Genomic DNA, 23,882 nt, shown 5'->3' on the forward strand with positions numbered 1-23,882 from the left:
GCGAACAAGGTCCTGAACAACCTGACCTCCCTGACCTCGGCCAAGACCGACAACCTCAAGGTCACCACCGCGTTCCCCACCACCGCAGACAACACCTTCCAAGGCGCCACCTCCACCATCGCCTTCTCCTTCACCGGCACCCAACGCACCGAAACCGTCAAATAACCACCCCGCCACGCCACGCGAAAGGACCAGTCGTGAAAAGCCGCTTCAACTTCCTGCGCAGCGTAGCTGTGGCCGTGGTTGTGGCGGCTGGCGTGTTTTCGGGTTCGACGGCGGCAATGGCCGCGTTCCGGGATACGGAACAGGCCGCTCCCCAATTCTCGACGGCGAGCCTCGCCGCTCCCGCTGCAGCCAACGTCACCATGAGCTGCCAGTTCGGCATCCGGGCCACCGTGACCGTGAATTCGTTCAGCACGGTGGCAAATGCCAACTACCATGAGGTCAAGATCTTCGACCGCTCCGGAAACCTCGAATTCACCGGCGACCTCAGCAAAGCTGCCGGCAAGACGTACACCTCCGGCTACGAGGTCATCGGCACGTGGTCCTACGAGATCCGCGGCTATTACAAGGTTCCCGGCACCTCCAACGCCTGGACCGGCAAAGTCCTCAAGGGTAACCTCACCTGCGCATAGGCGCTCTGTTCATGAACCCGTCATCATGGCAGGCTGGAGCAAAACCACCTCCTGAGGAGCGCTCACATGGGAATGCTGTCCGTTGATCTGTTCATCACCCTTGATGGCGTGTACCAGGCACCCAGCGGACCGGACGAGGATCCTTCGGGCGGTTTCGAGTTTGGTGGCTGGCAGGCTGCCTACTCGGACGAAGGGACCGGTGCGGTGATCATGGCCGGCATCGATCGCATGGACGCCCTGCTGCTGGGTCGGCGGACTTATGACATCTTTGCGGGGTATTGGCCCAGCCAGGACGCCGGCGATCCAATTGCCGGCAAGTTCAACGCCATGCCGAAGTTTGTTGTTTCACGTTCCCTGACTGACCCGTCCTGGCAGGGCACCACCGCACTCTCTGACGTATCAGAGGTGGGCCAGCTGAAGGACCGCTTCGAAGACATCCATGTGGTGGGCAGCGGGGACCTGACCCGCTCCTTGCTCAATGCCGACCTTGTTGACCGGCTGAACCTCTACGTCTACCCGCTCACCTTCGGCAAAGGGAAGAAGCTGTGGACCGAGGGCGCGGGTATTCCCGCGGCCTTCCGGCTGGTTGGACAGCCGCAGGCTTTCCCCAAAGGAGCCCTCTGCTTGGTGTACGAACGCGCCGGTGATCCCGTGACCGGAATCGATATCGGCCAGCAGTAGCGGCAGATCATCAGCCCCCCACGTGCTTCCGGGCAGCGTCCCGAAGTGCTGTCAGGGCTCGGGCATTGTTCGCCGCGTCCGTGAGGTCGTAGCGGAGCGGGGTGCCGTTCAGGACGCTGTCCGCGAAGTGTTCGCCCATCCGGACAAAGTGGTTCCGGCCTTTGACGTGGTGCCGAACGGGATCCTGGCCGAAGTGGTGCTCCTCAAGGACGGAATCCTCGTCCAGGAGCCCGAACGGGTTGTCCAGGTACAGCCGGCCTTCGGTGCCCGTGATCTCCAGGAAGTTGCGGCGTTCCAGGTTGACGCCGGTATCGAACAGCACGGTGGCGTTGCCCGGGAAGCGCATGATCCCGGCGATGCTGGTGTCGATCAGTCCGTCATCGCTGGCTTCGCGCATGTTGGCGAAGGCTTCCACGGTGGTGGGCTCTTGGCCGGTGACCATCCGGGCCGCATTGACGCAGTAACAGCCGGTGTCGAAGAGCGCACCGCCGCCCAGCCCGGCGTACCAGCGGATGTTGTCGTCTCCGCCGGCATCGAAGGAATGGGCGACGTGGACGAACGTCAAGGTCCCCACGGCTCCTGCCTCCAGAAGTTCCTGCAGCTTCTCGAACCGCGGATGGAAGCGGTACATGAAGCCCTCAAGGACTTTGAGCCCCGTCCCGTCGGCCTTGCGCGCGATGTCTTCGCATTCGGCGGCGTTCATGGCCAAGGGCTTCTCGCAGAGGACGTGCTTTCCTGCGTCGAGGGACTTCAGGATCCATTCATGGTGCAGCGCGTTGGGCAACGGCAGGTAGACCGCATCAATGTCGGGGGAGGCCAGCAGTTCTTCGTAGGAACCGAAAGCCTGCGGAATGCCGTGCTTGTCCGCCAATTCCTTGGCTTTCACTTCAGAGCGGGAAGCAATACCCACTACCTCGCCGTTGGCCGTGGCCTGCAGCGCCGGAATGGTCTTGCGGACAATGCGTGCGCCGCCCAGGATGCCCCAACGTACTTTCGCGGTCAATGAACTCTCCTTTGACGCCGCTTCCGCTTACCCCGGACAGCCTACTGTGCGCCTTCTTCCCCGCGCCACGGTGTGAAGCGGGGCCACCAGCCGGGGACGTGGCGCCGATAGTCGAGGTACTGCCCGCCGTATCTGTCGGTGAGTGTCGGTTCCTCGTAACCCTTGACGAAGGTGAAGACGGCAAGGAAAACCAATGCGGCGTAGAACGCCACCCACCAGTTCGCGAACAGCAGGGCCTGCCCCAGGATGATGGCGAGGACCGCCAGATACATCGGGTTCCGGACGAAGCGGTAGACGCCCGTGACTACCAGTGTCTCTGTGGGCGCAACCGGGGCCGGAGTCCCGCGGTGGATCGCGAAGAGGGCGAATGCGTACAGCAGGAAGGCAACCCCGACGGCGATGGCCACCAGGGCGATCGGCTCGACAATCCAGGCCTCACCCCAGTCGTGCCGCCGCCAGCCGGAGATGGTCCACGGCACCAGCCCCGCCACGACTCCGGGCGCAAGGAACAGGAAGAAGACGGTGCCAATCCATGCGCGGGCGGAAGCGGCGGGGTGTGCCATGAGGATCAGGTCAGCGCGTTTCCAGCTCGTCCAGCGTCTTGCCCTTGGTGTCCGAGGACAGCAGGGTGGCTACGGCGGAGACGAGGCAGATGCCGAGGGTGGTCAGGCCGATGACCAGTGGGATGTTCGCGGACCCCGGAGGAGCGATCGCGGTAAACAGGCTCGGGAAGAAGGACGCGATCATGAGTCCGATGTTCTGCGAAACGGCGAAGCCGGTGACGCGCATCCGCATGGGGAACTGCTCCTGGAAGAACGTGGCGAAGGTGCCGTTCCACATCTGGAAGAAGATGCCCTGGACGATCACGACGCACACGAACACCAGGGGCAGGCTGCCCAGCTGGATCGCATACAGGTAGCCCATGGTCAGCAGGCCACCCACAATGCCACCGGCAACCATGAGCGTCCGCCGGCCCATGCGGTCGGACAGGGCCCCGAAGACCGGGATGGTGACGACGGCCGCAACGTTGGCAGCCATGGTGACCCAGAGGAACTCGCTGCTGGTGAAGCCGATGCCGTAGCCCTTTTGGGTGGCGAAGGAGACACCGAAGATGAGGGTGGCCATGCCGATGACGTTGGTGAAGGTCATGGCGATGCAGCGGACCAGGACCCACGGGTGGGTGCGCAGAAGATCGAACAGCGGGAAGCGGCGCTTGGCCTGTGTTTTTCCGGTCAGGGACGCCTCGGACTGTGCCAGGTAAGCGGGTGGTTCCGTGACGCGCCGGCGGATGATGTAGCCGGCCAGGATCACTACGGCGCTCAGCAGGAACGGGATGCGCCAACCCCAGGAGTGGAACTGGTCATCGGGAAGCAGGGAAGCGAGCGGGATCAGGACGGCCGTGGCCAGGATGGAACCAACCTGGGTGCCCTGCAGGCTGAAGCTGGCAAAGAAGCCGCGGCGTGCATCGGGGGAGTGCTCCACGATCATGGCGCTGGCCCCGCCAAGCTCGCCTGCCACGGCGAAGCCCTGGATGAGGCGGAGGATCACCAGCAGTACGGGAGCCAGGAGTCCGACCTGTCCATACGTCGGCAGGAGGCCAACAGCGAAGGTGGCGAAGCCCATGAGCAGCATGGCAAACACAAGGACTTTCTTGCGTCCATGCTTGTCACCGTAGGCACCCAGGACCACTGCGCCGATCGGCCGGGAAACGTAGCCCACGGCGTAGGTGGCCAGGGAAGCGATGATGCCCACGGTGGGGTTTTCGCTGGGGAAGAAGATCGTGGGGAACAGAAGTGTCGCGGCCAGCGAGTACAGGGCGAAGTCGTAGTACTCGAGTGCGCTTCCAATCCAACCGCTCATGGCGGCTTTCTTGGGGTCTTTCCTGCCTGGTCCATTGTCGAGAGGGGCGGTCTCGAGCGTGGGCTGGATGTCCCGTCGGTGCATGACGCTCATTCGTGAGTCTCCTTTGTCCGTCATTGGCAAGGAACAAGAGCTCTTCCCCGCTTACGCAGCGTGAGGAGGGTTACATCTTGAATCGATTCATAAATCATAGAACGTGACCTGCGCAACGTCAAAGGGGGGTTGGTAGCAGGGGTAACGCCAGTGACTCCCTGCGCGTGGGATGCCACCGTAGCGTTGAAACCATGACCGCCGACTTCTTAGCCGCCCCGTGAGCGCCCCGACCGCCTCGCGCACCCCGGCAAGCGCACCCACCAAGGACGGCCGCGGCTTTATCGCCGCTACCGCATCCTTCGTCAGCGTCTTCGCCGCCGGTGCCGCCGTCATCCCCTTGTACGACACCTACCGGGTTGCAGACGGCCTCACGAACGACCAATTCTCGCTGGTGGCCGTTGCCTATTTCTGCTGCGCGGTCTTTGCCCTGCTCTTCCTTGGCCGGCTCTCGAACCATTTCGGCCGCCGCCCGGTGTCGATTGCGGCGCTGGCGCTGGCCATCCTTGGCTGCGTCACCCTGTTGTGGGTCCACAGCTTCCTGCCCCTCCTGCTTGGCCGTTCCCTCCAGGGCCTCGCCGCAGGCGTCGCGTCGAGTGCCATCGGCGCCTACGTCGTGGATACCGCGCCGCGGCGGCCCCGGTGGCTCGTGGCCGCTGTCACGACGGCGGGTGCCACGGTGGGGCTCTCCGCCGGCGTGTTTCTTTCCGGCGTTTTGGTGGAGTTCGCGCCCGCTCCGCGCCAGCTCACCTTCTGTGTCTTCGCGCTGGTCCTCACCGCCTGTGCCATCGCACTGGCCACGCGGCCGGAAACGGTCCAGCGCGTGCGGGGTGCCTGGCGTTCGCTGGTGCCGAACCTGGCCGTACCCGCCACCGCGAAACCCCATCTGCCCCTCGCGTCAGGCGTTTTCGTGGCCACCTGGGCCTTCGGCGGCTACTTCAACTCGTTCGGGCCCTCCCTTGCGGCCGACAACCTCGGTTCGCACAGCCCCATCATCGCCGCAGCCGTGTTTGCCTCCTACATGGCGCCAGGCTTCCTCGGTGGGTTCATCGCCGGTCGGCTGGATCCCGCAACGGCCCAGCGGTGGGGGATGGCCCTGGTTGCCGCAGCGGGCGCAGGCCTGGCGTTCGCCAGCTCGGCGGGGATCCTGGCACTCTTCATCGGCGCCGGGGTGGTGGGCGGCGTCGGCATGGGCATCGCCACGTCGGGCAGCATGAACACGCTCCTGCCCCATGCCCTCCCCAAAGAACGCGCCGGACTCCTGGCGGTGATCTATGCGATCTCCTACACAGGTTCGGCGCTGCCCAGCCTCGTGGCCGGGCAGCTGAGCCGGAGCCTCAGCCTTCCCGCCATCACGGCCGGGTACGCCGCACTCGCCGCCTTGGTGTGGGTGGCAACGCTGGTATGGGCGGGCCGCAAGGCGCGTCCGTAGGGTACGACGGCGGGACGCGCCGTCAGCTGGCTTCGTCGGCGCTGCGGGTGAGCAGGTTCCGCATGGTGGTGAAGGCGGCTTCCGGTTCGCGGCGCTGGACGGCAGTGGCCACCTCCGCGTGGAGTTGAAGGGCCACGGGGTGGGGATGGCCTGGACCAAGCCCTCCGGCATGCCAACCCTCAAGAAACTCGCTGATGAGTCCCTGCAGCTGGACGAACATCGGATTGCCCGAGCACTCGAGCATGAGCGCGTGGTACTGGACGTCGAGTTCCAGGAACGCCTGCAGGTTGCCTTCTTCGCCGGCGGCCCACATGCGTCCAGCCAACGCCACCAGCTCCGCTGCCTGTCCGGGCGTGGCGTTCAACGCGGCGAGCCGGGCGGACTCGGGCTCTACGGCGAGGCGCAGTCCAACGAGTGCCGCCAGTTGCTCTGGCCGTTGCGGTGATTGCATGCGCCAGCGGATGATCCGTGGCTCGAACAGGTTCCACTGGTCCGGATCCAACACCTTGATCCCCACCCTTCGGCGCGAGACCACCAACTGCATGGATTCCAGGACACGCACCGTTTCCCGGGCCACCGACCGCGAGACGCCGTGTGTTCGTTCGAGTTCCTCCAGGGTCAGGGTACTGCCCGGCGCCCGCACGCCTGAGCAGATGTCCTTTCCCAGACTGTCCAAGACCTGGTCGTGCAGTCCCGGCAAGGGGCGCGGCCGCTCCGTCACGGGCGGGCGTCCACGGCGTCGTAGGCCTTGGACGGGATCTGCGTGGCGAGCTTTCCTCCGCTGACATCGATCAGGGTTCCCGTGATGTACCGCGAAGCGTCGCTGGCGAGGAACAGCAGGAGATCGGCCACCTCCCGGGGCTCGCCCCACTTCCGCAGCGTCAGTGTGTCCAGCAAGCGGTCCTGCGCATCCTGTGGCATGGTGGCGAAGCCGTTCATGCCGGTGGGGATCATTCCGGGAGCATAGGCGTTGACGGTGACGTTCCACGGCCCCAGCTCTCCGGCCAGCACTTTGGTGAATTGTACGACGGCGGCCTTGGACGCCGCGTAGGCGGCGCTGCCGATGCTGGGCACAATCGCAGCGAACGACGCCGCGTTGATCACCCGGCCGTGGCCGCTCTCCTTGAGATAGGGAATGGCTGCTTTGCACATGCGTGCCACGCCGGTGAGGTTGACATCGAAGCAGCGTTGCCACGCCGTGTCCTCAAGCTCCTCCACCGTGCCTTCAACGTTGATTCCCGCGTTGTTGACCAGAATGTCGATCCCGCCGAAGTGCCCGGCAGCCCGTTCCACAGCTTCCTGCACCGAAGCGCTGTTGGTGACGTCGCAGGCAAGGCCGACGACGGCGGCGCCAGCCTTGGTCAGTTCGGCGGCTACCGCCTCGACGCCTTCTCGCGAGATATCCAGGGCGGCAACCTTGGCTCCGTTGCGTGCGAAGCTCTCTGCAATAACGCGGCCAATGCCCTGGGCCGCTCCCGTCACCACCACCACGCGGCCTTCGATTCCCCACTGAACTTCTGGTGCATTAGTCATATGATTAGCATACGATAAGTTTCAAAGATATGACTATTAAAAGGTAGAGTTGGGATTCATGACTGGCACACTCTGGATCATCGGTGGCGGAAGCGGCATGGGCAGGGCTGCCGCTGTGGAGGCGGCCGAAGCCGGCTGGCGGGTAGCAGTCACCGGCCGCCGCCACGACGCCGTTGCCGAAACCACACGCCTCATCGCGCTCGCCGGTGGCGAAGCCCTGGACGTGGTGGCGGACGCCAAGGACTCTGAATCGTTGGCCGGGGCGCACTCAAGGATCGAGGAACACTGGGGCCCGGTGACCGCCGTCGTACTTGCCGCCGGCCTCAACGCGCCCAACCGAACGTGGGCGGACCAATCGATGGATGACTTCGCGGACATCGTGGACACCAACCTCACCAGCGTCGCCCGGGCCATCCACCTAGTGCTCCCCGGCATGCGGGCCGAAGGCTCCGGGAACATCGTGGTGGTGTCCTCTCGTGCCGCCTGGCGGTTCTCGCCCGGTTCCGGCGTGGCCTACATGAGCAGCAAGACCGGACTGTCCGCGCTGGTCGCGTCCATCAATGACCAGGAAGGCGCCAACGGCATCAAGGCCTGCCATCTATGCCCAGGGGACGTGGACACCGATTTCCTGGCCATGCGCCCCGAAGTGCCGGACGCCGAACAGCGCTCGCAGATGCTTGGCGCCGGGGATGTGGCCAGGGCCGTGCGCTTCATCCTCGACAGCCCGCCACATGTGCGCATCGACGAACTGGCCATCAGCCCGATCGGGCAGCGCTAAGCCTGCGGAGGAGCAACCCTAGGATCCCAGCTCCATCAGCCGCGCGATCTGCTCCTCCGCACCGCTGTCCGGTGTCGGCGTGTACACCACCAAGTGCAGGTCCGGCCGGTCCGACGGCGAAACCTGGTGGTGCTCCAGGTGCAGGACGCCCACGGCCGGGTGGTGGAACTGGCGCTCGCGGGATTCGAAACCGAGGATGTCGTACTGGTCCCAGCTTTCCTGGAACTCCGGGCTGGCTTCCTTGAGCCGTTCCACTTGGAATTTCACGTCCGGATCGCCCAGGCGCTGGCCGGTTTCTGCGCGGAACTCCGCGAGGAAGCGGCGGCTGGTGACGTCCCAGTCCGGGAGCAGATCGCGGATGTACGGATCCGTGAAGACGAGCCACAACAGATTCCGGTCCTCGGCGGGGACGTTGGCGATGTTCGGGTACAAGGCGGCGTAGGCCTTGTTCCACCCGGCAACTCCCCAATCGGGGGAGAGCGCATACGAAGGGTTCGGGTCCAGGGCATCGAGCAGGCGTTGCACGTGCGGGGGAGCGCTGCCGGCAACGGGCGCGGTTGAAACCGAGGAGGCATAGCCGCCCAGGGACAACACATAAGCCAGCCCGGTATCGGACAAGTGCAGCGCGCGGGCGATCGCTTCCAACACCTGCCGGGACGGGCTGATGTCCCGCCCCTGCTCAAGCCACGTGTACCAAGTGACGCTCACGCCGGAGAGGAAGGCGACTTCTTCGCGGCGCAGGCCGCGCTCGCGTTTCCGGGAGATGGGGGGTAGCCCGTATTCGGATCGGAGGGCCTGGTCCCGCCGGGCCCTGAGGAAGAGGCCGAGTTCTTTGCGTCTCTCCGAATCGTGCACCCATAAATACTATTACTCTGGTACTCCTACTACTAGTATCAAGGCCGTCTTCTGCACGGGGTCCCGAGGCAGCAGGATGGTATTCATGCCTGCACTACGTTCAAAAACTGTCACCCACGGCCGCAACATGGCCGGCGCCCGCGCACTGCTGCGCGCCTCCGGCGTCGCCAACTCCGACATCGGCAAGCCGATCATTGCCGTGGCCAACTCCTTCACCGAGTTCGTCCCCGGCCACACCCACCTTGCCCCGGTAGGCCGGATCGTTTCCGACGCGATCCTGGCTGCCGGCGCCGTGCCGCGTGAATTCAACACCATCGCCGTGGATGACGGCATCGCCATGGGCCACTCAGGCATGCTCTACTCGCTGCCGTCCCGCGACCTGATCGCGGACTCGGTGGAGTACATGGTCAACGCCCACTGTGCCGACGCCTTGGTGTGCATCTCCAACTGCGACAAGATCACCCCGGGCATGCTCATGGCCGCGCTGCGCCTGAACATCCCCGTGGTCTTCGTGTCCGGTGGCCCCATGGAAGCCGGCCGCGTGACGCTGAGCGACGGTTCCGTGCGCTCCCTGGACCTGGTGAACGCGATCGCCGACGCCGTGGACGAGTCCATCTCGGATGAGGACATCAACCTCATCGAAGAGAATGCCTGCCCCACGTGTGGTTCCTGCTCCGGTATGTTCACCGCCAACTCCATGAACTGCCTTGCCGAGGCGATCGGCCTCGCGCTGCCGGGCAACGGCTCCGTGCTCGCGACCCACACCGCCCGCAAGGCGCTGTACGAAAAGGCCGGCGCCACGATCGTCGAACTCGTCAAGCGGTACTACGAAGGCGACGACGACTCGGTGCTGCCGCGCTCCATCGCCACCGCCGAGGCCTTTGACAACGCCATGGCCCTGGACATCTCCATGGGCGGCTCCACCAACACCATCCTGCACCTGCTGGCCGCGGCCCAGGAAGCCGGCGTGGAATACGGCCTGGCCGAAATGGACGCCAAGTCCCGGCAGGTGCCCTGCCTGGCAAAGGTGGCCCCGAACGTTGCCAAGGACAAGACCTACTACATGGAGGACGTGCACCGCGCCGGTGGCATCCCCGCGCTCCTGGGTGAGCTGAACCGCGGCGGCCTCCTCCACAAGAACGTCCACTCCGTGCACTCCACCGACCTTGACGGCTGGCTGGACGACTGGGACATACGCGGCGGCAAGGCCACCGAGGAAGCCCAAGCACTGTGGCACGCGGCCCCTGGCGGTGTACGTTCCTCCACCGCGTTCTCGCAGTCGAACGTCTGGACCTCCCTGGACACCGACGCCGAGGGTGGCTGCATCCGCTCCGTGGAGCACGCCTACTCCAAGGACGGCGGCCTGGCCGTGCTGCGCGGCAACATCGCCGTGGACGGCGCTGTTGTGAAGACCGCCGGTGTGGACGAGTCCATCTGGAAGTTCGAGGGCCCGGCCATCGTGTGCGAGTCGCAGGACGAAGCCGTGGAAATGATCCTCAACAAGACCGTCAAGGAAGGCGACGTGGTGGTCATCCGCTACGAAGGCCCCCGCGGCGGTCCGGGCATGCAGGAAATGCTCTACCCCACGTCCTTCCTCAAGGGCCGCGGCCTGGGCAAGAAGTGTGCCCTCATCACGGACGGCCGCTTCTCCGGTGGCACCTCCGGCCTGTCGATCGGGCACATCTCCCCGGAAGCTGCTTCCGGCGGCGAGATCGCCCTGGTGGAGAACGGCGACATCATCAGCATCGACATCACGCAGCGCTCCCTGCAGTTGAAGGTCTCCGACGAGATCCTCGCCGAGCGCCGCGAGAAGCTCCTGGTCAACGGCGGCTTCAAGCCCAAGAACCGTGACCGCCAGGTCTCGCCGGCACTCCGCGCCTACGCTGCGATGGCGCTGTCCGCAGACAAGGGCGCGGTCCGCGATGTCTCGCTGGTGGAGAACCTCTAGCGGAATACCCCTGCCACCACTCCGGTTGCCACTAACCATGAAGGCGATTACTTACAGCAAGTACGGAAACCCTGACGTCCTCCAGCTGACAGAGCAGCCGAAGCCGAAGGTCGCGCCGGGAATGGTGTTGGTCAAAGTCAAGGCCGCTGCCGTGAACCCGGTGGACTGGAAGATCATGGCCGGATACCTCGACCCTGTCATTGACCTCCAGTTCCCGGCGATCCCCGGGTGGGACGTCGCCGGAGTGGTGGAGTCGGTGGGTATTGACGCCAGGCAGTTCCAGCCGGGTGATGAGGTCATCGCCTATGGCAGGAAGGACTATGTGCACGGTGGCAGCTTCGCCGAGTACATCGCCTTGCCGGAGCGGCTCCTGGCCCGTAAGCCGAAGTCGCTGGACTGGAATGAATCAGCTGGTCTCCCCCTGGCAGGCTTGACCGCATTCCAAGTCCTCAGGCGCTTGGGCGTGAAGACAGGCGAGACTGTCCTCATCCATGGCGGCTCAGGCGGCGTCGGTTCCCTGGGCATCCAGATTGCCGCGGCGATGGGTGCCAAGGTCATCGCTACGGCGTCGGAGAAGAACCACGAGTTCCTGGGTTCCCTGGGCGCCGAACCCGTCACGTACGGCGACGGCCTCGCTGACCGGGTACGCGAGCTGCGCCCCGGTGGCGTGGACGTTGTGGCCGACTTCGTGGGTGGCAACCTGGAAACCACGCTGCAGGTACTGTCCGACGGCGGCCGGCACGCCTCCATCGCGGACAGCGACGTGGAAGAGCACGGTGGAACCTGGATGTGGGTGAGTCCCATAGGTGCCGAGCTCCAGGAGCTCGCAGACCTGGTGGATGGGACGGACCTCCGCGTGGAAGTTGCCAAGGTTCTTCCTTTGGCTGAGGCGGCGGGCGCCTTCAGGCTCAACATGGAAGGCCATACGCGGGGGAAGATCGTGGTCTCCATGGACTGATCCGGGTTTTGACCCCGCCACGGATGGGTACGGGAAACATAAGCCGTGCCCATCCGCGACCGAGGGAGCAACCATGTCAGGTACCAACCCGGATCCGTACGAGGACAACATCACTGGCCTGGAGCCCGGCGGCGGAGTTCCTCCGGGGGAGACGCCTCCCGGGGAAGCCTCCACTGCCGGACCCCAAGGCCACGACGAACACGGAACCAGGAAGATCACGCAAGTGTTCTGGATTGCCGTGATCGGCGTCGTCGTGTTGCTGTCCTTGCTCTACTTCATCGGCTACATCGTGGGCTTCTTCGACTAGTTCTTCAGATCGCGTTCCCGAACTCGCGGATGGTGATTCCCGTGAAGGTCGCGGGGCCGCCGTCGGAGTACAAAGAGATCCCCGTATCGCCCTCTGCAAAGTGGACCTGCTGCGAAACCACAGTGTGCCCGGCGTTGATGAAGACCTCCACGCTTTGCGTGTCCACGAAGATGCGAAGGTGCACGGATCGGGCGTTGGCATCGATCGGTGCGGCCGCGCGCGTGTACGGCACCAGGGAGTAGCCGGCCAGGTCGGAGGGAGCCCGGTCCACGTAGAGGTCTCCACCGTACTTGCCAATGTTCGTGTGGCGGGAACCGTCCGCTGAGCGCCCCACGGATACTCCCACATTCGCCGCCGCGTCCCAGGTAATGTCGAGTTCCAACTCATAGGCCCGCCCGCTCCACGGCAGGACGAAACTGCCGTTAATGGTCTGGTTGGGGAGGGTGGTGGTTGCCGTGACGTACCCGGACAGGGCGGCCACTGGTCTGCTGAGCAGCGAATACCAACCGCCGCCCTGGCGCTCCAAAGTGAGCTCCCGGGTGATCGAATTCTGCCCGTTGTAGCCGTCCGACGGATCCGTTGGAACATCGCGGGCGGCGTACTTCCAGTTGTTCATCCATGCCGTGGCCAGCCGTTTGGTTTCGGGGGCGTCCACGGACGGCCACGTCACAGCCGCGTACCAGTCCCAGCCCCAGTCGAGCCATTGCGGGGTGAGGTTGTCGGCCACGAAGGACGTTCCGTTCCACGAGCCTGTCCAGTACGCGTAGGTCATCGGGAGCCCGATACTGTAGGCATCCATGCTCGCTGCGAACACCCAATGCCGCGTGCCGTCGCCGGCTGTCATCTCGAACAGGTCCGGACACTCGATCCCCCCGAGCGCGTGGTTGGGGTAGTCGAAGTTGGACTTCCATTGCCAGTCCCGCAGGTTCGCAGACGTATAGAAAGCTGCGTACCTGGCCCGTCCGATCACGCACACCCACTCACCGCGCGCTGCATCCCAGTGGATCTTGGGGTCGCGGAACCACTCGGCGTTCTCGATCTCGGCCTGGGTAGTGGCCGTCCGGCCGTCCGTGTTCACGATCACCGGATCCGGCAGGGGAGTGAAGGTGTACCCGCCGTCCGTGGACCAATACAGGTATTGCTCCTGATACTTGCGGATGCCGTCGGTCGGCTTGGTGGCCAGTACGACGACGGCTCCCGCACCAAAGCCTGCCGTGTTGGCCGTGTCCACCACGCCGGAGCCGGACCACACCGGGAAGTTCGGCTGGAGCGGCAACACTGCTCCGTGGTGGGTGAAGGACACCCCGTCCGTGGTGGTGGCGTGGTCCCAGCCGCCTTGGCCGTTGTTGATGCCGGAGTGCAGGTAGTACAGCTGGTAGGCACCGTTGGTGTAGACGGGCCTTTGGAGATCGCACAACCATCCTGTCGGTGGCGTCATGTGGTAGACCGAGCGCAAGGACGGCACTGCCTGGGCTGCGCCGGCCGCGGCGCCTCCCATGAAGAGAGCCAAAGCTCCGGCTCCGGTGCCTTGCAGGACTGTCCGTCGGGAGAATTCGAGCGTCATGAAGCGGTTTCCTCTCAAGCATTCATTGGTTGAGAACGCGATGGCAGTACGGACACGGAGATGCGTCCGGGCACGCCAAAGTGCGCCATCAAAGGGGCTGGAGTTACTTCCTCCGGCGGCTGTAACCCACTCCGCCCGCTCGGCGTCGAGGGGCGTGGGTGTGCCATCGGTAGCAAGGACCCTAGCTGGCAAGGAATGAATTGGTCAAGCGTTTTAGCGGAGCAAAATAACTTTTGCTAAAACGCTTGACCATCACCAACCCAAGAGCTAACTTCGTGGTGATCAAACGCTTTAGCAGAATGGACATCAGCGCAGATGAAACGCTCAGTCTTCTTCCAACCCAGCGATGGCTGGGTTGGGGACCTCATCCCCTTCGAGAAGGACGGGGAGTTCTGGCTCTTCTACCTCCACGACGTACGCACCGACCCCAAACCAGGTACGTCCTGGAACCTCGTGACCACCAAGGACCTCACCCAGTTCGAGTACCACGGAGTCGCCTTGCCGCACGGCAGCGAGGACGATGCGGACTTCAACGCCTACACCGGCAGCGTAGTGGTTGACGACGGGACCCACCACTTGTTCTACACAGGCCAGAACCCGGGCAACCTGGGTGCGGACGGTGCGCCCCTCCAGTTGGTCATGCACGCCACCAGCCGCGACGGCATGCAGAGCTGGACCAAGCACCCGGAGCACACTTTCGGCGCTCCCGAAGGCTACGAGACCGGCGACTGGCGCGACCCTTTCGTGTTCCGCGATGAGGCCACGTCCCAGTGGCGCATGCTGATCGCCGCCCGCCATGCGGCCGGACCCGACCGTCGTCGGGGTGTCATCGCCCAGTGCGTTTCCACCGACCTCGTGACTTGGGACTACACGGAACCGTTCTGGGACCCGCGCCGGTACATCACCCATGAATGCCCGGACGTCTTCCAGTGGGGCGAGTGGTGGTACATGGTCTATTCCGAATTCTCCGAGACCTTCACCACGCGGTACCGCATGGCCAAGAGCCCGGACGGCCCGTGGACAGTGCCGGAACTGGACAGCATCGACGGCCGCGCCTTCTACGCCTCCAAGTCCGCAGGCCGCGAGGACCGCCGTTTCTTCTTCGGCTGGATCGCCAGCAAGGAAGGAAATTCCGACGACGGCGCCTGGCAGTGGGCGGGCACCATGTCCGTCCTCGAAGCCCGGCAAAACCCGGATGGCACCCTGGGATTCGGTTTCGCCGACGAACTGGTGGACAGCTTCTGGGAGGAGGTGCCGGTCTCGCTCTCCAGCCAAATCCCGGCCGCGCTGGACGTCCCTGACAGCTACGCAGCCATCCTCTCTGATGAAGAGCTGCCCAGCCAGTTCTACGCGAAAGCCGTCTTCGAGATCGCGCCGAACACCACCGAATGCGGGCTCCTGCTTCGCGCAAACCACGACGGCGACGAGTCTTACGTCCTGCGCCTGGAACCCAAGCGCAACCGATTGGTCTTCGACCGCTGGCCCCGTGAGGTTACCGGCGACGCGCAGTGGCACGTCTCGGGCGACGTCCCCTACGACGTCGAACTGGAGCGCCCCTGCACCCTCGCCCCGGGCGAGCACACGCTTGAGGTCATCGTCGACGGCGACTTGTGCGTCGCCGTCGTCGACCGCCAGGTTGCGCTGAGCGCAAGGCTCTATGACCGCCTGATGGGGCGCATCGGTCTGTTCGCCGGTGAGGGATCCGCCGTCGTCACTGAACTCGATATCCGTCAACGCATCGACAACTGAAACACCATCCCCACCCCAACCTCCAGAACAATCAAGGGAGATTGCCCCCATGAAGAAGCTATTACGAGTCGCTGCGGTTGCCGCGGCAGCAGCCCTGGCCCTGACGGCCTGTGGTGGCGGCGGAAATGCCAGCAGCCCAGCCGACGTCAATCCAACTGGTGAGATCAAGCCCCGCGAGATTTCCTGGCTGCTGTCCAGGCCCGCCGACGGCGCCGTCATCAACATCATGAAGAAACTGGCCGATGACTACGCCAAGGACCACCCCGGGTTCTCGCTGAACCTCATCACCACCCCGGATCGCCCGTCCTACATCCAGAAGCTCGAAACCCTGGCCGCGGCCAACAAGCTGCCGGAACTGTTCGATACCGACGCCACGCCGTTCGCCCAGCAATTGGCCAAGCAGGGCAAGATGCTGGACGCGGACAAGCTGCTCAAGTCCCTGGGGCTGTACGACGACTACCGCCCCGGTGCCCTGGACTACCAGCGCTTCGATGACGGGTCCCTCTACATGATCCCGTTCCAGTTCGAGCTGGAATTCGTTTGGTACAACAAGGCCCTGCTGGAGAAGGCCGGGGTAGCCGTGCCGAAGTCGCTCGACGATATTCCCGCCATGTGCACGGCACTGCGGTCGGCCGGCATCACGCCGATCGCCATCGACGGCCAGGACCAGTGGCCGCTGGAACGCTACGTTGCCTACCAGCCCTTCCGTGAGGCCGGACCGGATTTCGTGCAGAAACTGAAGAAGGGCGAAGCGAAGTTCACGGACGCCGCCGGACAGAAGACCGTGAACTGGATGGCCGAACTCGGCAAGGCCAAGTGCTTCCAGGACGGCTTCTCTGCCCAGGGCTACTCGGACGCGCAGAACCAATTCACCTCGGGGCAGACAGCCATGTACAACATCGGCACGTGGGAGCTGCCCAGCCTGGCCACGGACAAACTGAATCCGGCTGTCCGGGATGACGTGGATTTCTTCACCCTGCCAACCACAGCGAATTCGGTGACGGCCGCGAACGAGTTCGTTTCGCCGTCGGGCATTGGCATGGCCGTCAACGCCAAAACCTACGATCCCCTGGTGAGCGACTTCCTGAAGTTCGCGCTGCAGAAGTACCCCAGCGAGTATGCGGCAACGGGAGCACTCTCGCCCACCACCAACGTGCAGACCGCCGTTCCGGCCAACGCCACCCCGCTGTACAAGAAGGCCTTGGACGCAGCCAACAACCTCGGTTCCAAGCAGGCCATGCCGTGGGACACCCAGCTGGACCCCACCACCAACGGCCGGCTCCAGCAGGAACTCGTCCTCCTGGTCCAGGGCAACATCACTCCTGAACAGTTCACCAGCACCATGGACGAGACCATCAAGCAGAACGCACCGAAGTTCTTCAAATAAGCGGTTCTTCACGTAGATCCCAGCGGCGGGGGATCGGCAGGTCCCCCGCCCGAAAGGCCCAGAAATGCTACCCAACAGATCAAAGACATCCGTCCTGGTCTTCCTGCTCCCGCCACTTTTTCTGTACGGCGCCGCAGTGCTGTTCCCGATCCTTCAGTCCTTGTTCCTGAGCTTCTTCTCCTGGAACGGCATCAGCGACATGGAGTTCGTCGGCCTCGCCAACTACATCCGGATGCTGACCGGCGACGATATCTTCTGGCGTTCCTTCGCCAACGCGCTCATCTACCTGGCCATCTGCCTGGTGCTGCAGCTCGGCGGTGCCTTGGTGGTGGCGAGCCTGTTGACGTCGCTGACCCGTGGCCGCGAGCTCATCAAGACCCTTTACCTTCTTCCCGCAGTCATCTCCACGGTGGCCATCGCGTTCCTCTTTGTGCGGATCTACTCGATTGACCCCGTGGGACTCCTTAACCAGTTGCTGCACTGGATCGGGCTCGGTTCCTTGGAGCGTGCCTGGCTGTCCGACGTGAATACCGTCCTCGCGGCCGTTTCCGCTCCTGAAGGCTGGAGGTTTACCGGACTCTACATGCTGATCATCTACGCTGCCCTGATCGCGGTGCCGAAGGAGTTGGAGGAAGCCGCGGTCCTGGACGGCGCCTCCAAGTGGACGCTGTTCACCAAGATCCGCTTCCCGTATATCCGCCCGGTGTGGATCACCACCACCATCATGGCCACTACCTACGGCCTGCGCGGCTTTGATATCCCGTACCTCATGACCAACGGCGGCCCGGGACAATCCTCGGAGCTGCTCACCACCTACATGTACAAAACGGCCTTCACCAGCACCGATTTCGGCTATGCCAGCACCATCTCCGTCTTCATCGTGATCGAGTGCCTCGTCGCCGTCGGCCTCATCCTGTTCATGCTCAAGCGGAAGGCTGACTCATGATCGCCCAAACAGCACCTGCCACACCGCGGACCCCCATCCGGCCCCCGGCGCCCGTCATCAAGCGCCGCCGCCGGAAGCCCAACCTCTACCGGACGTTGTCGCGGGTCCTGATCTCCCTGATCGTGATCGTCCAGGTCTACCCCCTGGCATGGCTCTTCCTCACCAGCCTCCGGACCGAGCACGACTTCGCCACAGGAGACCCGTTCGCTCTTCCCGGTGCCTGGACCTGGGACAACTATGCGCGGGCTTTCGAAACAGGGGATCTGGGCCGGAACATCCTCAACAGCTTCATCGTCACCATGGGCGCCAACGTGCTGATCGTCCTGTTCGGCATGATGGCCGCGTACGCCATCCAGGTCCTCGGTTTCCGGCTGAGCAAGTTAGTGCGTGGACTGTTCCTGATCGGAATCATCGTGCCCGTCCAGATCGCGCTGGTCCCACTGTTCATCGACTACTCCGCGGTGAACCTGCTGGACACGTACCAATCGATGATCATCCCGCTGGCCGGCTTCGCGCTGCCCATGTCCATCTACCTGTTCTCCTCCTTCTTCGAATACATCCCGCGGGAGACGTACGAGGCAGCATCCTTGGACGGCGCCGGACCGTACCGGATCTTCGGCCTCATCACGTTGCCGCTGTCCCTCAACACCGTGGTCACCGTGGTGCTGGTGAACAGCATCTTCATTTGGAACGACTTCATCTTCGCCAACACTTTTGTCCTTTCCGAAGACCTCAAGACCATTCCGCTGGGCCTGCAGAACTACATCGGCGCCATGGGAAAGGTTGACTGGACCGCCACGTTCGCTGCCGTCTGCGTGACCATCACCCCGTTGCTCCTGGTGTTCCTTGTCCTGAACAAGGCCATGATCCAGGGCTTGGAGAGCGGGGCGAGCAAGGGATGACCGCCCCGGCTGATGGATATACTCCTGATGGAGGGCAGATGATTTCGCAGGAGAAAGATCCAGGCACGCCGGCGACCCCCGACGCTCCTGTCGGAACAAGCCGCGCACATCCGGTGACCCTCCGCGAAGTAGCCGAAGCGGCCGGCGTTTCCACGGCCACGGTCTCGCTGGTCATCAACAAAAAGAAGAACGCACGGATCGCGGACGAGACCCGCCAACGCGTCAAGGCCGCCATCCAGCAACTCGGCTACCGCCCCAACGCCATGGCCAAGACCCTGGTCAGCGGCACCTCCAAGTTCATCGGGCTCGTGGCAGACGGCGTTGCCACCACGCCCTTCGCCGGCCAGATCATCCACGGCGCCCAGGACGAGGCTTGGAAACACGGGTACGCCCTGCTGATCGCCAACACCGAGGGCAACGTGGACCTGGAAAACGATGCGATCAACATGATGCTCGAGTACAAGGTCCGCGGGATCCTGTATTCCACGTGGTTCCACCGGACCACGGACATTCCGGAGACCCTGCGCGAGGCCGACTTTGTGCTGGTGAACTGCTTTTCCCCTGAAACCTCGGCCCGTGCGGTGGTTCCTAACGAAGCCCAGGGCGGCCAATCGGCTACGGACGTCCTGATCCGCGGCGGCCACCGGCGCATTGCCTTCATCAACGCCACCACCCCGGCTCCTGCCCGCGACGGCAGGCTTGAGGGGTACAAGTCAGCGCTCGAAGCAGCAGGCATAGCCTTTGACCCGGACTTGGTGCTGGAAGCTTTTCCGGACCAGGAAGGCGGCTACGGTGCCACCAAGGAACTGCTGAAGCACGACATCACGGCCGTGTATTGCTACAACGACCGGATGGCCATGGGGCTCTACGACGGCCTCCGCGAGAACGGCCTGTCCATCCCGGACGACATTGCCGTGGTGGGCTTCGATAACCAGGAAGTCATCGCAGCACACGTGCGCCCGCCCCTGTCCACGGTTTCCTTGCCGCACTACGAATTGGGTGCCGCGGGCGTGCGTCTGCTGCTCGGCCTGGACCAGGCGCCCGCCGATTCGGCGTTGCAGATCGAGTGCCCTGCCGTGGAACGCGCCTCCGTAGCGGTGCCGTCGAAGGCTTAGGCCCCCGACCACCCTTGATCAAAGCCCGACGGCGGCTGGTCGCGTGAGGCGACCAGCCGCCGTCGTACTTCACTTCAGTTGCGCCGCGCTTCAGGTGCGCCGCGCTTCAGTTGCGCCGCCTCATTCGGGCAGCGGGTCTCCGAAGGTCGGGTCCGGGTGTGGAGGAGGAGTTGCCGGGCCGGGATCCGGAATCGGCAGCGGTCCTGGCTCCGGATTCGGGCCGGGCGATGGCGGTGGGAACGGTTGCGTCGGATCCGGCGGCGGCTGTACAGGCCCCGGTTCGGTGGGTGGCTGCGTAGGCCCGGGCTCGGGCGGGAACGGATCGGGTTCGTGCTGTGGAGGAAGGGTCATCATCACTCCTTGGAACTCGGATAATCAGGTGGCTTACTGAAGGGTCCAGCCTACGCCTCCATCGTGCGTCAGGCCATGGCTGGGAAAACCCTTGACCCGCTTGCTGAAAGGCTTGACCCGTCCGGGACGAGCGGTCAATGCTGGATATGCCGCGCTTTTCACCCAAGGGGACACTCGCATGCATAGGGGCCGGAACGAATGACCGAGCAGACAGCCAACGTTGACCTCTCCCTGCGTAGCCCGGCCCAGCGATCCCGCACCTTCATGGGCATCCTGGTCAACACGGCCGCGGCCAACATCACCACCAGCTACCTCTGGTTTGCCCTGACGTTTTGGGTGTACTTGGAGACCCGCAACGTCATCGCCACCGGCGTGGTTGGTGGGGCATACATGTTGTTGATCGCCGTTTCCAGCATCAGCTTCGGGACGTTCGTGGACCGCTACCGCAAGCTCGCCGTGATGCGGTTCGCGGCAGCCTTCACACTGGTGATGTTTGCGGTGTCCGGAGCCGTGTTCCTGCTGGTTCCCACTGACGCGCTGCTGGATCTTGGGCAGCCGTGGTTCTGGGCCTTCACCCTGATTATCCTTGTCGGCGCAGTGGTGGAGAACCTCCGCAACATTGCGCTCTCCACCACGGTCACCATCCTCATCGAGCCCGACCGGCGGGCCAACGCAAACGGCCTGGTGGGCATGGTCCAAGGCTTGATGTTCATTGTCACGTCCGTCCTGTCGGGGCTGTCCGTGGGACTCGTGGGCATGGGCTGGACCATCGTGATCGCCTTGGTCCTCACTGCGCTGGCGTATGTACATCTCCTCACGTTGCGAATGCCCGAAGAACTGCAACCGGCCGTCACCGATGCCAAAGGCAGCTTCGACCTCCGCGGTTCCTACGCTGCCGTGGTGGCTATTTCGGGGTTGTTCGCGCTCATCATCTTCTCTACGTTCAACAACTTCGTGGGCGGGGTCTACATGGCCCTGATGGATCCGTACGGCCTGGAAATGTTCCCCGTGGAGTTGTGGGGGACGTTCTTCGCGGTGGCGGCAACGGGGTTCATCATTGGCGGTGCCTTGGTGGGCAAGTTCGGCTTGGGCGCCAATCCCTTGCGGACCATGCTCATTGCCGTGGCCGTCATGGGTGTGCTGGGAGCGCTGTTCACCATCCGCGAGTGGCCGTGGCTCTACATTCTTGGGATCTGGCTTTACCTGACCCTGGTTCCGATCGTCGAAGCCGCCGAGCAGACCGTCATCCAGCAAGTGGTTCCCCTCCCGCGGCAGGGCAGGGTGTTCGGCTTCGCCATGGCCTTCGAGTCGGCGGCAGCGCCGATCACGGCCTTCCTGATTGCCCCCATTGCCCAGTTCTGGATCATTCCCTATGCGCGGTCCGAATCAGGCGCTGCGCAGCTGGAACCGCTTCTGGGCGAGGGTACGTCGCGCGGAATAGCTTTGGTGTTCCTGGTGGCCGGCATCATCATGATTCTTGCCGCCGCGTTGGCCTTCCTCACGCCCGTTTACCGGCGGGTCTCGGCGTCCTACAAAGAGAAGGCCACCGAAGAAGGTGCCGCCTCGACTGCTGATGAAGGCTAGCCCCGCGCAGCTGCGCTGGCAGCAGCTCGAGTTCGGCATCTTCATCCACTTCGGCATCAACACTTTCGCGGGCAAGGAATGGAGTGACGGCACTGTTTCTCCTTCTCTCTTCAACCCTGTGGATTTCGACGCCGGAAGCTGGGTCCGCGTGGCCAAGGACGCGGGTGCCAAGTACCTGATTCTCACCGCGAAGCACCACGACGGTTTCTGCCTGTGGCCTACCTCGACCACGGACTACTCCGTCGCCGCCTCGCCATGGCGCGGGGGATCCGGCGATGTAGTGCGTTCCGTTGCCGACGCGTGTGCTGATTTTGGCCTGGGCTTTGGTGTTTACCTCTCGCCCTGGGACCGGAATGCTGCTTGCTACGACGATCCGGAGGCCTACGACTCCTTTTACACCCAGCAGCTCACCGAGTTGTGCACAGGGTACGGACCGCTCATGGAACTCTGGTTCGACGGTGCCGGCTCAGTGGGCCGGTCCTACGATTGGGACCGCATCATGGCCGTTGCGAGTCTCCACCAGCCCGACGCCATGGTGTTCAACATGGGCCAACCGACCATCCGCTGGGTGGGCAACGAGAACGGGCTGGCTGCGGATCCCGTGCAGTACGTGGTGGATCAGACCCTTGACAGCCAATACACCGAGTCGAGTTCAACTCTCACTGCCCGCTACCTTCCGCCGGAGTGCGACGTTTCCCTCCGGCGCGGCTGGTTCTGGCATCCCGACGACGAGCCCAAATCCACCGAACACCTTCTCGCCATCCACCATCAATCAGTTGGCATGGGAGCCAACCTGCTGCTCAACCTCCCGCCGGACACGCGCGGACTCATCCCTGTGGAGGACCAGGCCCGGCTGCGTGAATGGAAGGCCGAGCTGGACCGACGCCTTTCCGGCGCCGTTGAAGCAGCGCTGGAACACCACGACGACGGCTCTGTGACCATGCGCTTCCCGACGCCGGTCACGTTCAACTACGTCGAGTTGGTGGAAGACCTGGGTTCCGGGCAGCGGATTACCCACCACAGCGTCACGCACGACGGCGGTGACCTCGCCACCGGGCTCACGGTCGGGAACCGTCGGCTCCACCAGGTTCCGGTCACTACGGCCATTGGGCTGCGAGTATTTCTCTCCGGTCCCGGGGCGGTGTTGGCCTCGGCGCGCGTCTACACTGGCGCGCTGGACGCTTCGCCACCTAGGATCCCCGAAGGCTACGAAGCCCCGACGGACGCGCCGGAGTGAGGGGCCACGTGGCGTGGGCTCGCTTAACCCGATGGAATGGGGTGTGGCGTGGCCAAGTCTGACGCTTTTTGGATGCGTAATCTCAAGGCATCCGTGTCGTTTCTCATACAGTTTGTTGGTTTTCTCCTGCTGTGGATCCTGTTCGGGGGGAACCCCGCAACCGCGGCCATCTCCGCAGCAATTCTTGCGGGCTTCTTTACACTGCATCCGTGGATCGACGGTCTACTGACGCGGCGACGATTCACCAAGTGGCGGCACCGTGGCCGCCTTGAATGCTGGATCCGGCACGGTGAGAGTTCCCGAATTGGCCTCTGGCGGGGGTGGGAGCGCGGCTTCGTTTCGTTCCGGCCGCCCAGTGTGGACTTTGTTCGGAACAGTCCTTTTCGGCCGCCCGACAACGGGCTCATCACCTTCCTGGTTTCGGAGGTTCAGGTGGGCTCCGTGGCCGACTTCCCTCCCTTGCCGGATGTCAGGTACCTCGGGCCCTACGTTCGCTGCGTCCGGTTGAAGACGACTCTAGGCACGATAGAGCTTGCCGGCTTTCCCGAGGCATTGGAGGTCTTGGAAAGAGAATTGCTGGCGGCCTCGTCGCTCGTCGAAGGCACTGCCGGGTTACCTGGAGCCGAATAGCACCTCGCCGGATTCTTAAACGCCAGAGTCAGCTGCCACGTCCTGAACACCCGTGGAGGAGCAGTCGCTGTGCGTTTACAGGGGTGTTTCCACATGGCTCGTTTGTGGTCTTATTCGGGGGTTGTGGGGCTGGAAGAGTGGGGGTATGGACGGGTTTTCGGGGCTGTTGAGTGGTGGCGTTGGTGGCGCTGCTGGTAGTCCTGTCCCTGTCCTGGATACGCCTGTCTCCGCCCGGGCCTGGATTGCGGATGTGATCTCTGCTGTGGGTGCGCTGGAGCCCGCGGGCGACAGCGGGGTGTTGGTGGATTTGTTGCGGGGGTTGGAGGATGTGAAGTCG

23 protein-coding genes are annotated in these 23,882 nt (G+C 63.9%); 16 read left to right on the forward strand and 7 right to left on the reverse strand.

Annotation, left to right across the window (positions count from 1 at the left end; translation table 11 throughout):
- Nucleotides 1-197 precede the first annotated feature (197 nt).
- On the forward strand, nucleotides 198-635 hold the full coding sequence (locus ACIQTZ_RS23110; protein ID WP_402946207.1) for a hypothetical protein: 438 nt from the start codon (nucleotides 198-200) through the stop codon (nucleotides 633-635).
- A 66-nt stretch (nucleotides 636-701) separates the two neighbouring features.
- The gene (locus ACIQTZ_RS23115; RefSeq protein ID WP_402984556.1) at nucleotides 702-1,316 is read left to right on the forward strand and encodes a dihydrofolate reductase family protein; all 615 of its coding nucleotides are present in this window, start codon (nucleotides 702-704) and stop codon (nucleotides 1,314-1,316) included.
- A gap of 10 nt (nucleotides 1,317-1,326) precedes the next feature.
- Here ACIQTZ_RS23115 and ACIQTZ_RS23120 read toward each other — a convergent pair whose 3' ends face one another.
- The 3 genes from ACIQTZ_RS23120 to ACIQTZ_RS23130 are packed head-to-tail and all read right to left on the reverse strand — an operon-like array spanning nucleotide 1,327 to nucleotide 4,272.
- Complete coding sequence (locus ACIQTZ_RS23120; RefSeq protein ID WP_402984558.1) at nucleotides 1,327-2,319, reverse strand: Gfo/Idh/MocA family protein; 993 nt, start codon at nucleotides 2,317-2,319, stop codon at nucleotides 1,327-1,329.
- 41 nt (nucleotides 2,320-2,360) lie between these two features.
- Nucleotides 2,361-2,882: a methyltransferase family protein gene (locus ACIQTZ_RS23125; protein ID WP_402984560.1), complete on the reverse strand. Its 522-nt coding sequence runs from the start codon at nucleotides 2,880-2,882 to the stop codon at nucleotides 2,361-2,363.
- Nucleotides 2,883-2,892: 10 nt separating this feature from the next.
- The gene (locus ACIQTZ_RS23130) at nucleotides 2,893-4,272 is read right to left on the reverse strand and encodes an MFS transporter (protein WP_402984562.1); all 1,380 of its coding nucleotides are present in this window, start codon (nucleotides 4,270-4,272) and stop codon (nucleotides 2,893-2,895) included.
- 217 nt (nucleotides 4,273-4,489) lie between these two features.
- Here ACIQTZ_RS23130 and ACIQTZ_RS23135 point away from each other — a divergent pair, with 217 nt between their 5' ends.
- On the forward strand, nucleotides 4,490-5,701 hold the full coding sequence (locus ACIQTZ_RS23135) for an MFS transporter (RefSeq protein ID WP_402984564.1): 1,212 nt from the start codon (nucleotides 4,490-4,492) through the stop codon (nucleotides 5,699-5,701).
- A 22-nt stretch (nucleotides 5,702-5,723) separates the two neighbouring features.
- Here the strand turns inward: ACIQTZ_RS23135 and ACIQTZ_RS23140 are convergent, their stop codons facing one another.
- Nucleotides 5,724-6,422 carry a FadR/GntR family transcriptional regulator gene (locus tag ACIQTZ_RS23140; RefSeq protein ID WP_402984566.1) on the reverse strand — a complete coding sequence of 233 codons (699 nt, stop codon included), beginning with the start codon at nucleotides 6,420-6,422 and terminating at the stop codon, nucleotides 5,724-5,726.
- Nucleotides 6,419-7,234 carry an SDR family NAD(P)-dependent oxidoreductase gene (locus ACIQTZ_RS23145; protein ID WP_402984568.1) on the reverse strand — a complete coding sequence of 272 codons (816 nt, stop codon included), beginning with the start codon at nucleotides 7,232-7,234 and terminating at the stop codon, nucleotides 6,419-6,421. Before ACIQTZ_RS23145 ends, ACIQTZ_RS23140 begins: the two co-directional genes overlap by 4 nt.
- A 58-nt stretch (nucleotides 7,235-7,292) precedes the next feature.
- Between ACIQTZ_RS23145 and ACIQTZ_RS23150 the strand changes: the two genes are divergently transcribed.
- Nucleotides 7,293-8,012 carry an SDR family oxidoreductase gene (locus ACIQTZ_RS23150; RefSeq protein ID WP_402984570.1) on the forward strand — a complete coding sequence of 240 codons (720 nt, stop codon included), beginning with the start codon at nucleotides 7,293-7,295 and terminating at the stop codon, nucleotides 8,010-8,012.
- Between the two features lie 18 nt (nucleotides 8,013-8,030).
- On the opposite strand, the gene ACIQTZ_RS23155 is transcribed toward ACIQTZ_RS23150, so the two are convergent.
- Nucleotides 8,031-8,867, reverse strand: a complete 837-nt coding sequence (locus ACIQTZ_RS23155) for a helix-turn-helix transcriptional regulator (protein ID WP_402984572.1) — start codon at nucleotides 8,865-8,867, stop codon at nucleotides 8,031-8,033.
- Between the two features lie 85 nt (nucleotides 8,868-8,952).
- On the opposite strand from ACIQTZ_RS23155, the gene ilvD reads away from it, so the two are divergent.
- The 3 genes from ilvD to ACIQTZ_RS23170 all read left to right on the forward strand — a co-directional run bounded on the left by ilvD (nucleotide 8,953) and on the right by ACIQTZ_RS23170 (nucleotide 12,080).
- Nucleotides 8,953-10,815, forward strand: a complete 1,863-nt coding sequence (gene ilvD / locus ACIQTZ_RS23160; RefSeq protein WP_402984574.1) for a dihydroxy-acid dehydratase — start codon at nucleotides 8,953-8,955, stop codon at nucleotides 10,813-10,815.
- A 37-nt stretch (nucleotides 10,816-10,852) separates the two neighbouring features.
- Nucleotides 10,853-11,773 (forward strand): NADP-dependent oxidoreductase, encoded by a 921-nt coding sequence (locus ACIQTZ_RS23165; RefSeq protein WP_402984577.1) that lies wholly within the window; start codon nucleotides 10,853-10,855, stop codon nucleotides 11,771-11,773.
- A 73-nt stretch (nucleotides 11,774-11,846) separates the two neighbouring features.
- Nucleotides 11,847-12,080: a DUF6480 family protein gene (locus tag ACIQTZ_RS23170; RefSeq protein WP_402984580.1), complete on the forward strand. Its 234-nt coding sequence runs from the start codon at nucleotides 11,847-11,849 to the stop codon at nucleotides 12,078-12,080.
- A 4-nt stretch (nucleotides 12,081-12,084) separates the two neighbouring features.
- Here ACIQTZ_RS23170 and ACIQTZ_RS23175 read toward each other — a convergent pair whose 3' ends face one another.
- Entirely contained in the window at nucleotides 12,085-13,644 is a 1,560-nt protein-coding gene (locus tag ACIQTZ_RS23175; protein WP_402984583.1) for a glycoside hydrolase family 32 protein, read from the reverse strand.
- 315 nt (nucleotides 13,645-13,959) lie between these two features.
- On the opposite strand from ACIQTZ_RS23175, the gene ACIQTZ_RS23180 reads away from it, so the two are divergent.
- From ACIQTZ_RS23180 to ACIQTZ_RS23220, 9 genes are all read left to right on the forward strand, one after another.
- Nucleotides 13,960-15,393: a GH32 C-terminal domain-containing protein gene (locus ACIQTZ_RS23180; RefSeq protein ID WP_402984585.1), complete on the forward strand. Its 1,434-nt coding sequence runs from the start codon at nucleotides 13,960-13,962 to the stop codon at nucleotides 15,391-15,393.
- 49 nt (nucleotides 15,394-15,442) lie between these two features.
- A complete protein-coding gene (locus tag ACIQTZ_RS23185) occupies nucleotides 15,443-16,780 on the forward strand; it encodes an ABC transporter substrate-binding protein (RefSeq protein WP_402984587.1) in 1,338 nt (445 codons plus the stop codon).
- 64 nt (nucleotides 16,781-16,844) lie between these two features.
- Nucleotides 16,845-17,726: a carbohydrate ABC transporter permease gene (locus tag ACIQTZ_RS23190; protein ID WP_400336814.1), complete on the forward strand. Its 882-nt coding sequence runs from the start codon at nucleotides 16,845-16,847 to the stop codon at nucleotides 17,724-17,726.
- Nucleotides 17,723-18,628: a carbohydrate ABC transporter permease gene (locus ACIQTZ_RS23195; protein WP_402984590.1), complete on the forward strand. Its 906-nt coding sequence runs from the start codon at nucleotides 17,723-17,725 to the stop codon at nucleotides 18,626-18,628. The genes ACIQTZ_RS23190 and ACIQTZ_RS23195 overlap by 4 nt, the downstream gene beginning before the upstream one ends.
- Before the next feature lie 38 nt (nucleotides 18,629-18,666).
- Nucleotides 18,667-19,743, forward strand: a complete 1,077-nt coding sequence (locus ACIQTZ_RS23200; protein ID WP_402984592.1) for a LacI family DNA-binding transcriptional regulator — start codon at nucleotides 18,667-18,669, stop codon at nucleotides 19,741-19,743.
- A gap of 549 nt (nucleotides 19,744-20,292) precedes the next feature.
- Nucleotides 20,293-21,678 carry an MFS transporter gene (locus tag ACIQTZ_RS23205; RefSeq protein ID WP_402984595.1) on the forward strand — a complete coding sequence of 462 codons (1,386 nt, stop codon included), beginning with the start codon at nucleotides 20,293-20,295 and terminating at the stop codon, nucleotides 21,676-21,678.
- Nucleotides 21,668-22,915 (forward strand): alpha-L-fucosidase, encoded by a 1,248-nt coding sequence (locus tag ACIQTZ_RS23210; protein WP_402984598.1) that lies wholly within the window; start codon nucleotides 21,668-21,670, stop codon nucleotides 22,913-22,915. Before ACIQTZ_RS23205 ends, ACIQTZ_RS23210 begins: the two co-directional genes overlap by 11 nt.
- 48 nt (nucleotides 22,916-22,963) lie before the next feature.
- A complete protein-coding gene (locus ACIQTZ_RS23215) occupies nucleotides 22,964-23,545 on the forward strand; it encodes a hypothetical protein (protein WP_402984600.1) in 582 nt (193 codons plus the stop codon).
- A 145-nt stretch (nucleotides 23,546-23,690) separates the two neighbouring features.
- Nucleotides 23,691-23,882: hypothetical protein (locus ACIQTZ_RS23220; protein ID WP_402984601.1), on the forward strand; the 192-nt coding region annotated here is incomplete at its 3' end.

This window comes from Paenarthrobacter sp. NPDC090520 (genome assembly GCF_044769205.1).
GTDB lineage: Bacteria > Actinomycetota > Actinomycetes > Actinomycetales > Micrococcaceae > Arthrobacter.

Excerpts from the sequence above, each read along its gene's own strand:
- ACIQTZ_RS23115 (WP_402984556.1), top strand. The coding sequence starts at position 702 with ATGGGAATGCTGTCCGTTGATCTGTTCATCACCCTTGATGGCGTGTAC.
- ACIQTZ_RS23125 (WP_402984560.1), bottom strand. The coding sequence starts at position 2,882 with ATGGCACACCCCGCCGCTTCCGCCCGCGCATGGATTGGCACCGTCTTC.
- ACIQTZ_RS23130 (WP_402984562.1), bottom strand. The coding sequence starts at position 4,272 with ATGAGCGTCATGCACCGACGGGACATCCAGCCCACGCTCGAGACCGCC.
- ACIQTZ_RS23145 (WP_402984568.1), bottom strand. The coding sequence starts at position 7,234 with ATGACTAATGCACCAGAAGTTCAGTGGGGAATCGAAGGCCGCGTGGTG.
- ACIQTZ_RS23150 (WP_402984570.1), top strand. The coding sequence starts at position 7,293 with ATGACTGGCACACTCTGGATCATCGGTGGCGGAAGCGGCATGGGCAGG.
- ilvD (WP_402984574.1), top strand. The coding sequence starts at position 8,953 with ATGCCTGCACTACGTTCAAAAACTGTCACCCACGGCCGCAACATGGCC.
- ACIQTZ_RS23165 (WP_402984577.1), top strand. The coding sequence starts at position 10,853 with ATGAAGGCGATTACTTACAGCAAGTACGGAAACCCTGACGTCCTCCAG.
- ACIQTZ_RS23170 (WP_402984580.1), top strand. The coding sequence starts at position 11,847 with ATGTCAGGTACCAACCCGGATCCGTACGAGGACAACATCACTGGCCTG.
- ACIQTZ_RS23175 (WP_402984583.1), bottom strand. The coding sequence starts at position 13,644 with ATGACGCTCGAATTCTCCCGACGGACAGTCCTGCAAGGCACCGGAGCC.
- ACIQTZ_RS23180 (WP_402984585.1), top strand. The coding sequence starts at position 13,960 with ATGAAACGCTCAGTCTTCTTCCAACCCAGCGATGGCTGGGTTGGGGAC.
- ACIQTZ_RS23185 (WP_402984587.1), top strand. The coding sequence starts at position 15,443 with ATGAAGAAGCTATTACGAGTCGCTGCGGTTGCCGCGGCAGCAGCCCTG.
- ACIQTZ_RS23190 (WP_400336814.1), top strand. The coding sequence starts at position 16,845 with ATGCTACCCAACAGATCAAAGACATCCGTCCTGGTCTTCCTGCTCCCG.
- ACIQTZ_RS23195 (WP_402984590.1), top strand. The coding sequence starts at position 17,723 with ATGATCGCCCAAACAGCACCTGCCACACCGCGGACCCCCATCCGGCCC.
- ACIQTZ_RS23200 (WP_402984592.1), top strand. The coding sequence starts at position 18,667 with ATGATTTCGCAGGAGAAAGATCCAGGCACGCCGGCGACCCCCGACGCT.
- ACIQTZ_RS23205 (WP_402984595.1), top strand. The coding sequence starts at position 20,293 with ATGACCGAGCAGACAGCCAACGTTGACCTCTCCCTGCGTAGCCCGGCC.
- ACIQTZ_RS23210 (WP_402984598.1), top strand. The coding sequence starts at position 21,668 with ATGAAGGCTAGCCCCGCGCAGCTGCGCTGGCAGCAGCTCGAGTTCGGC.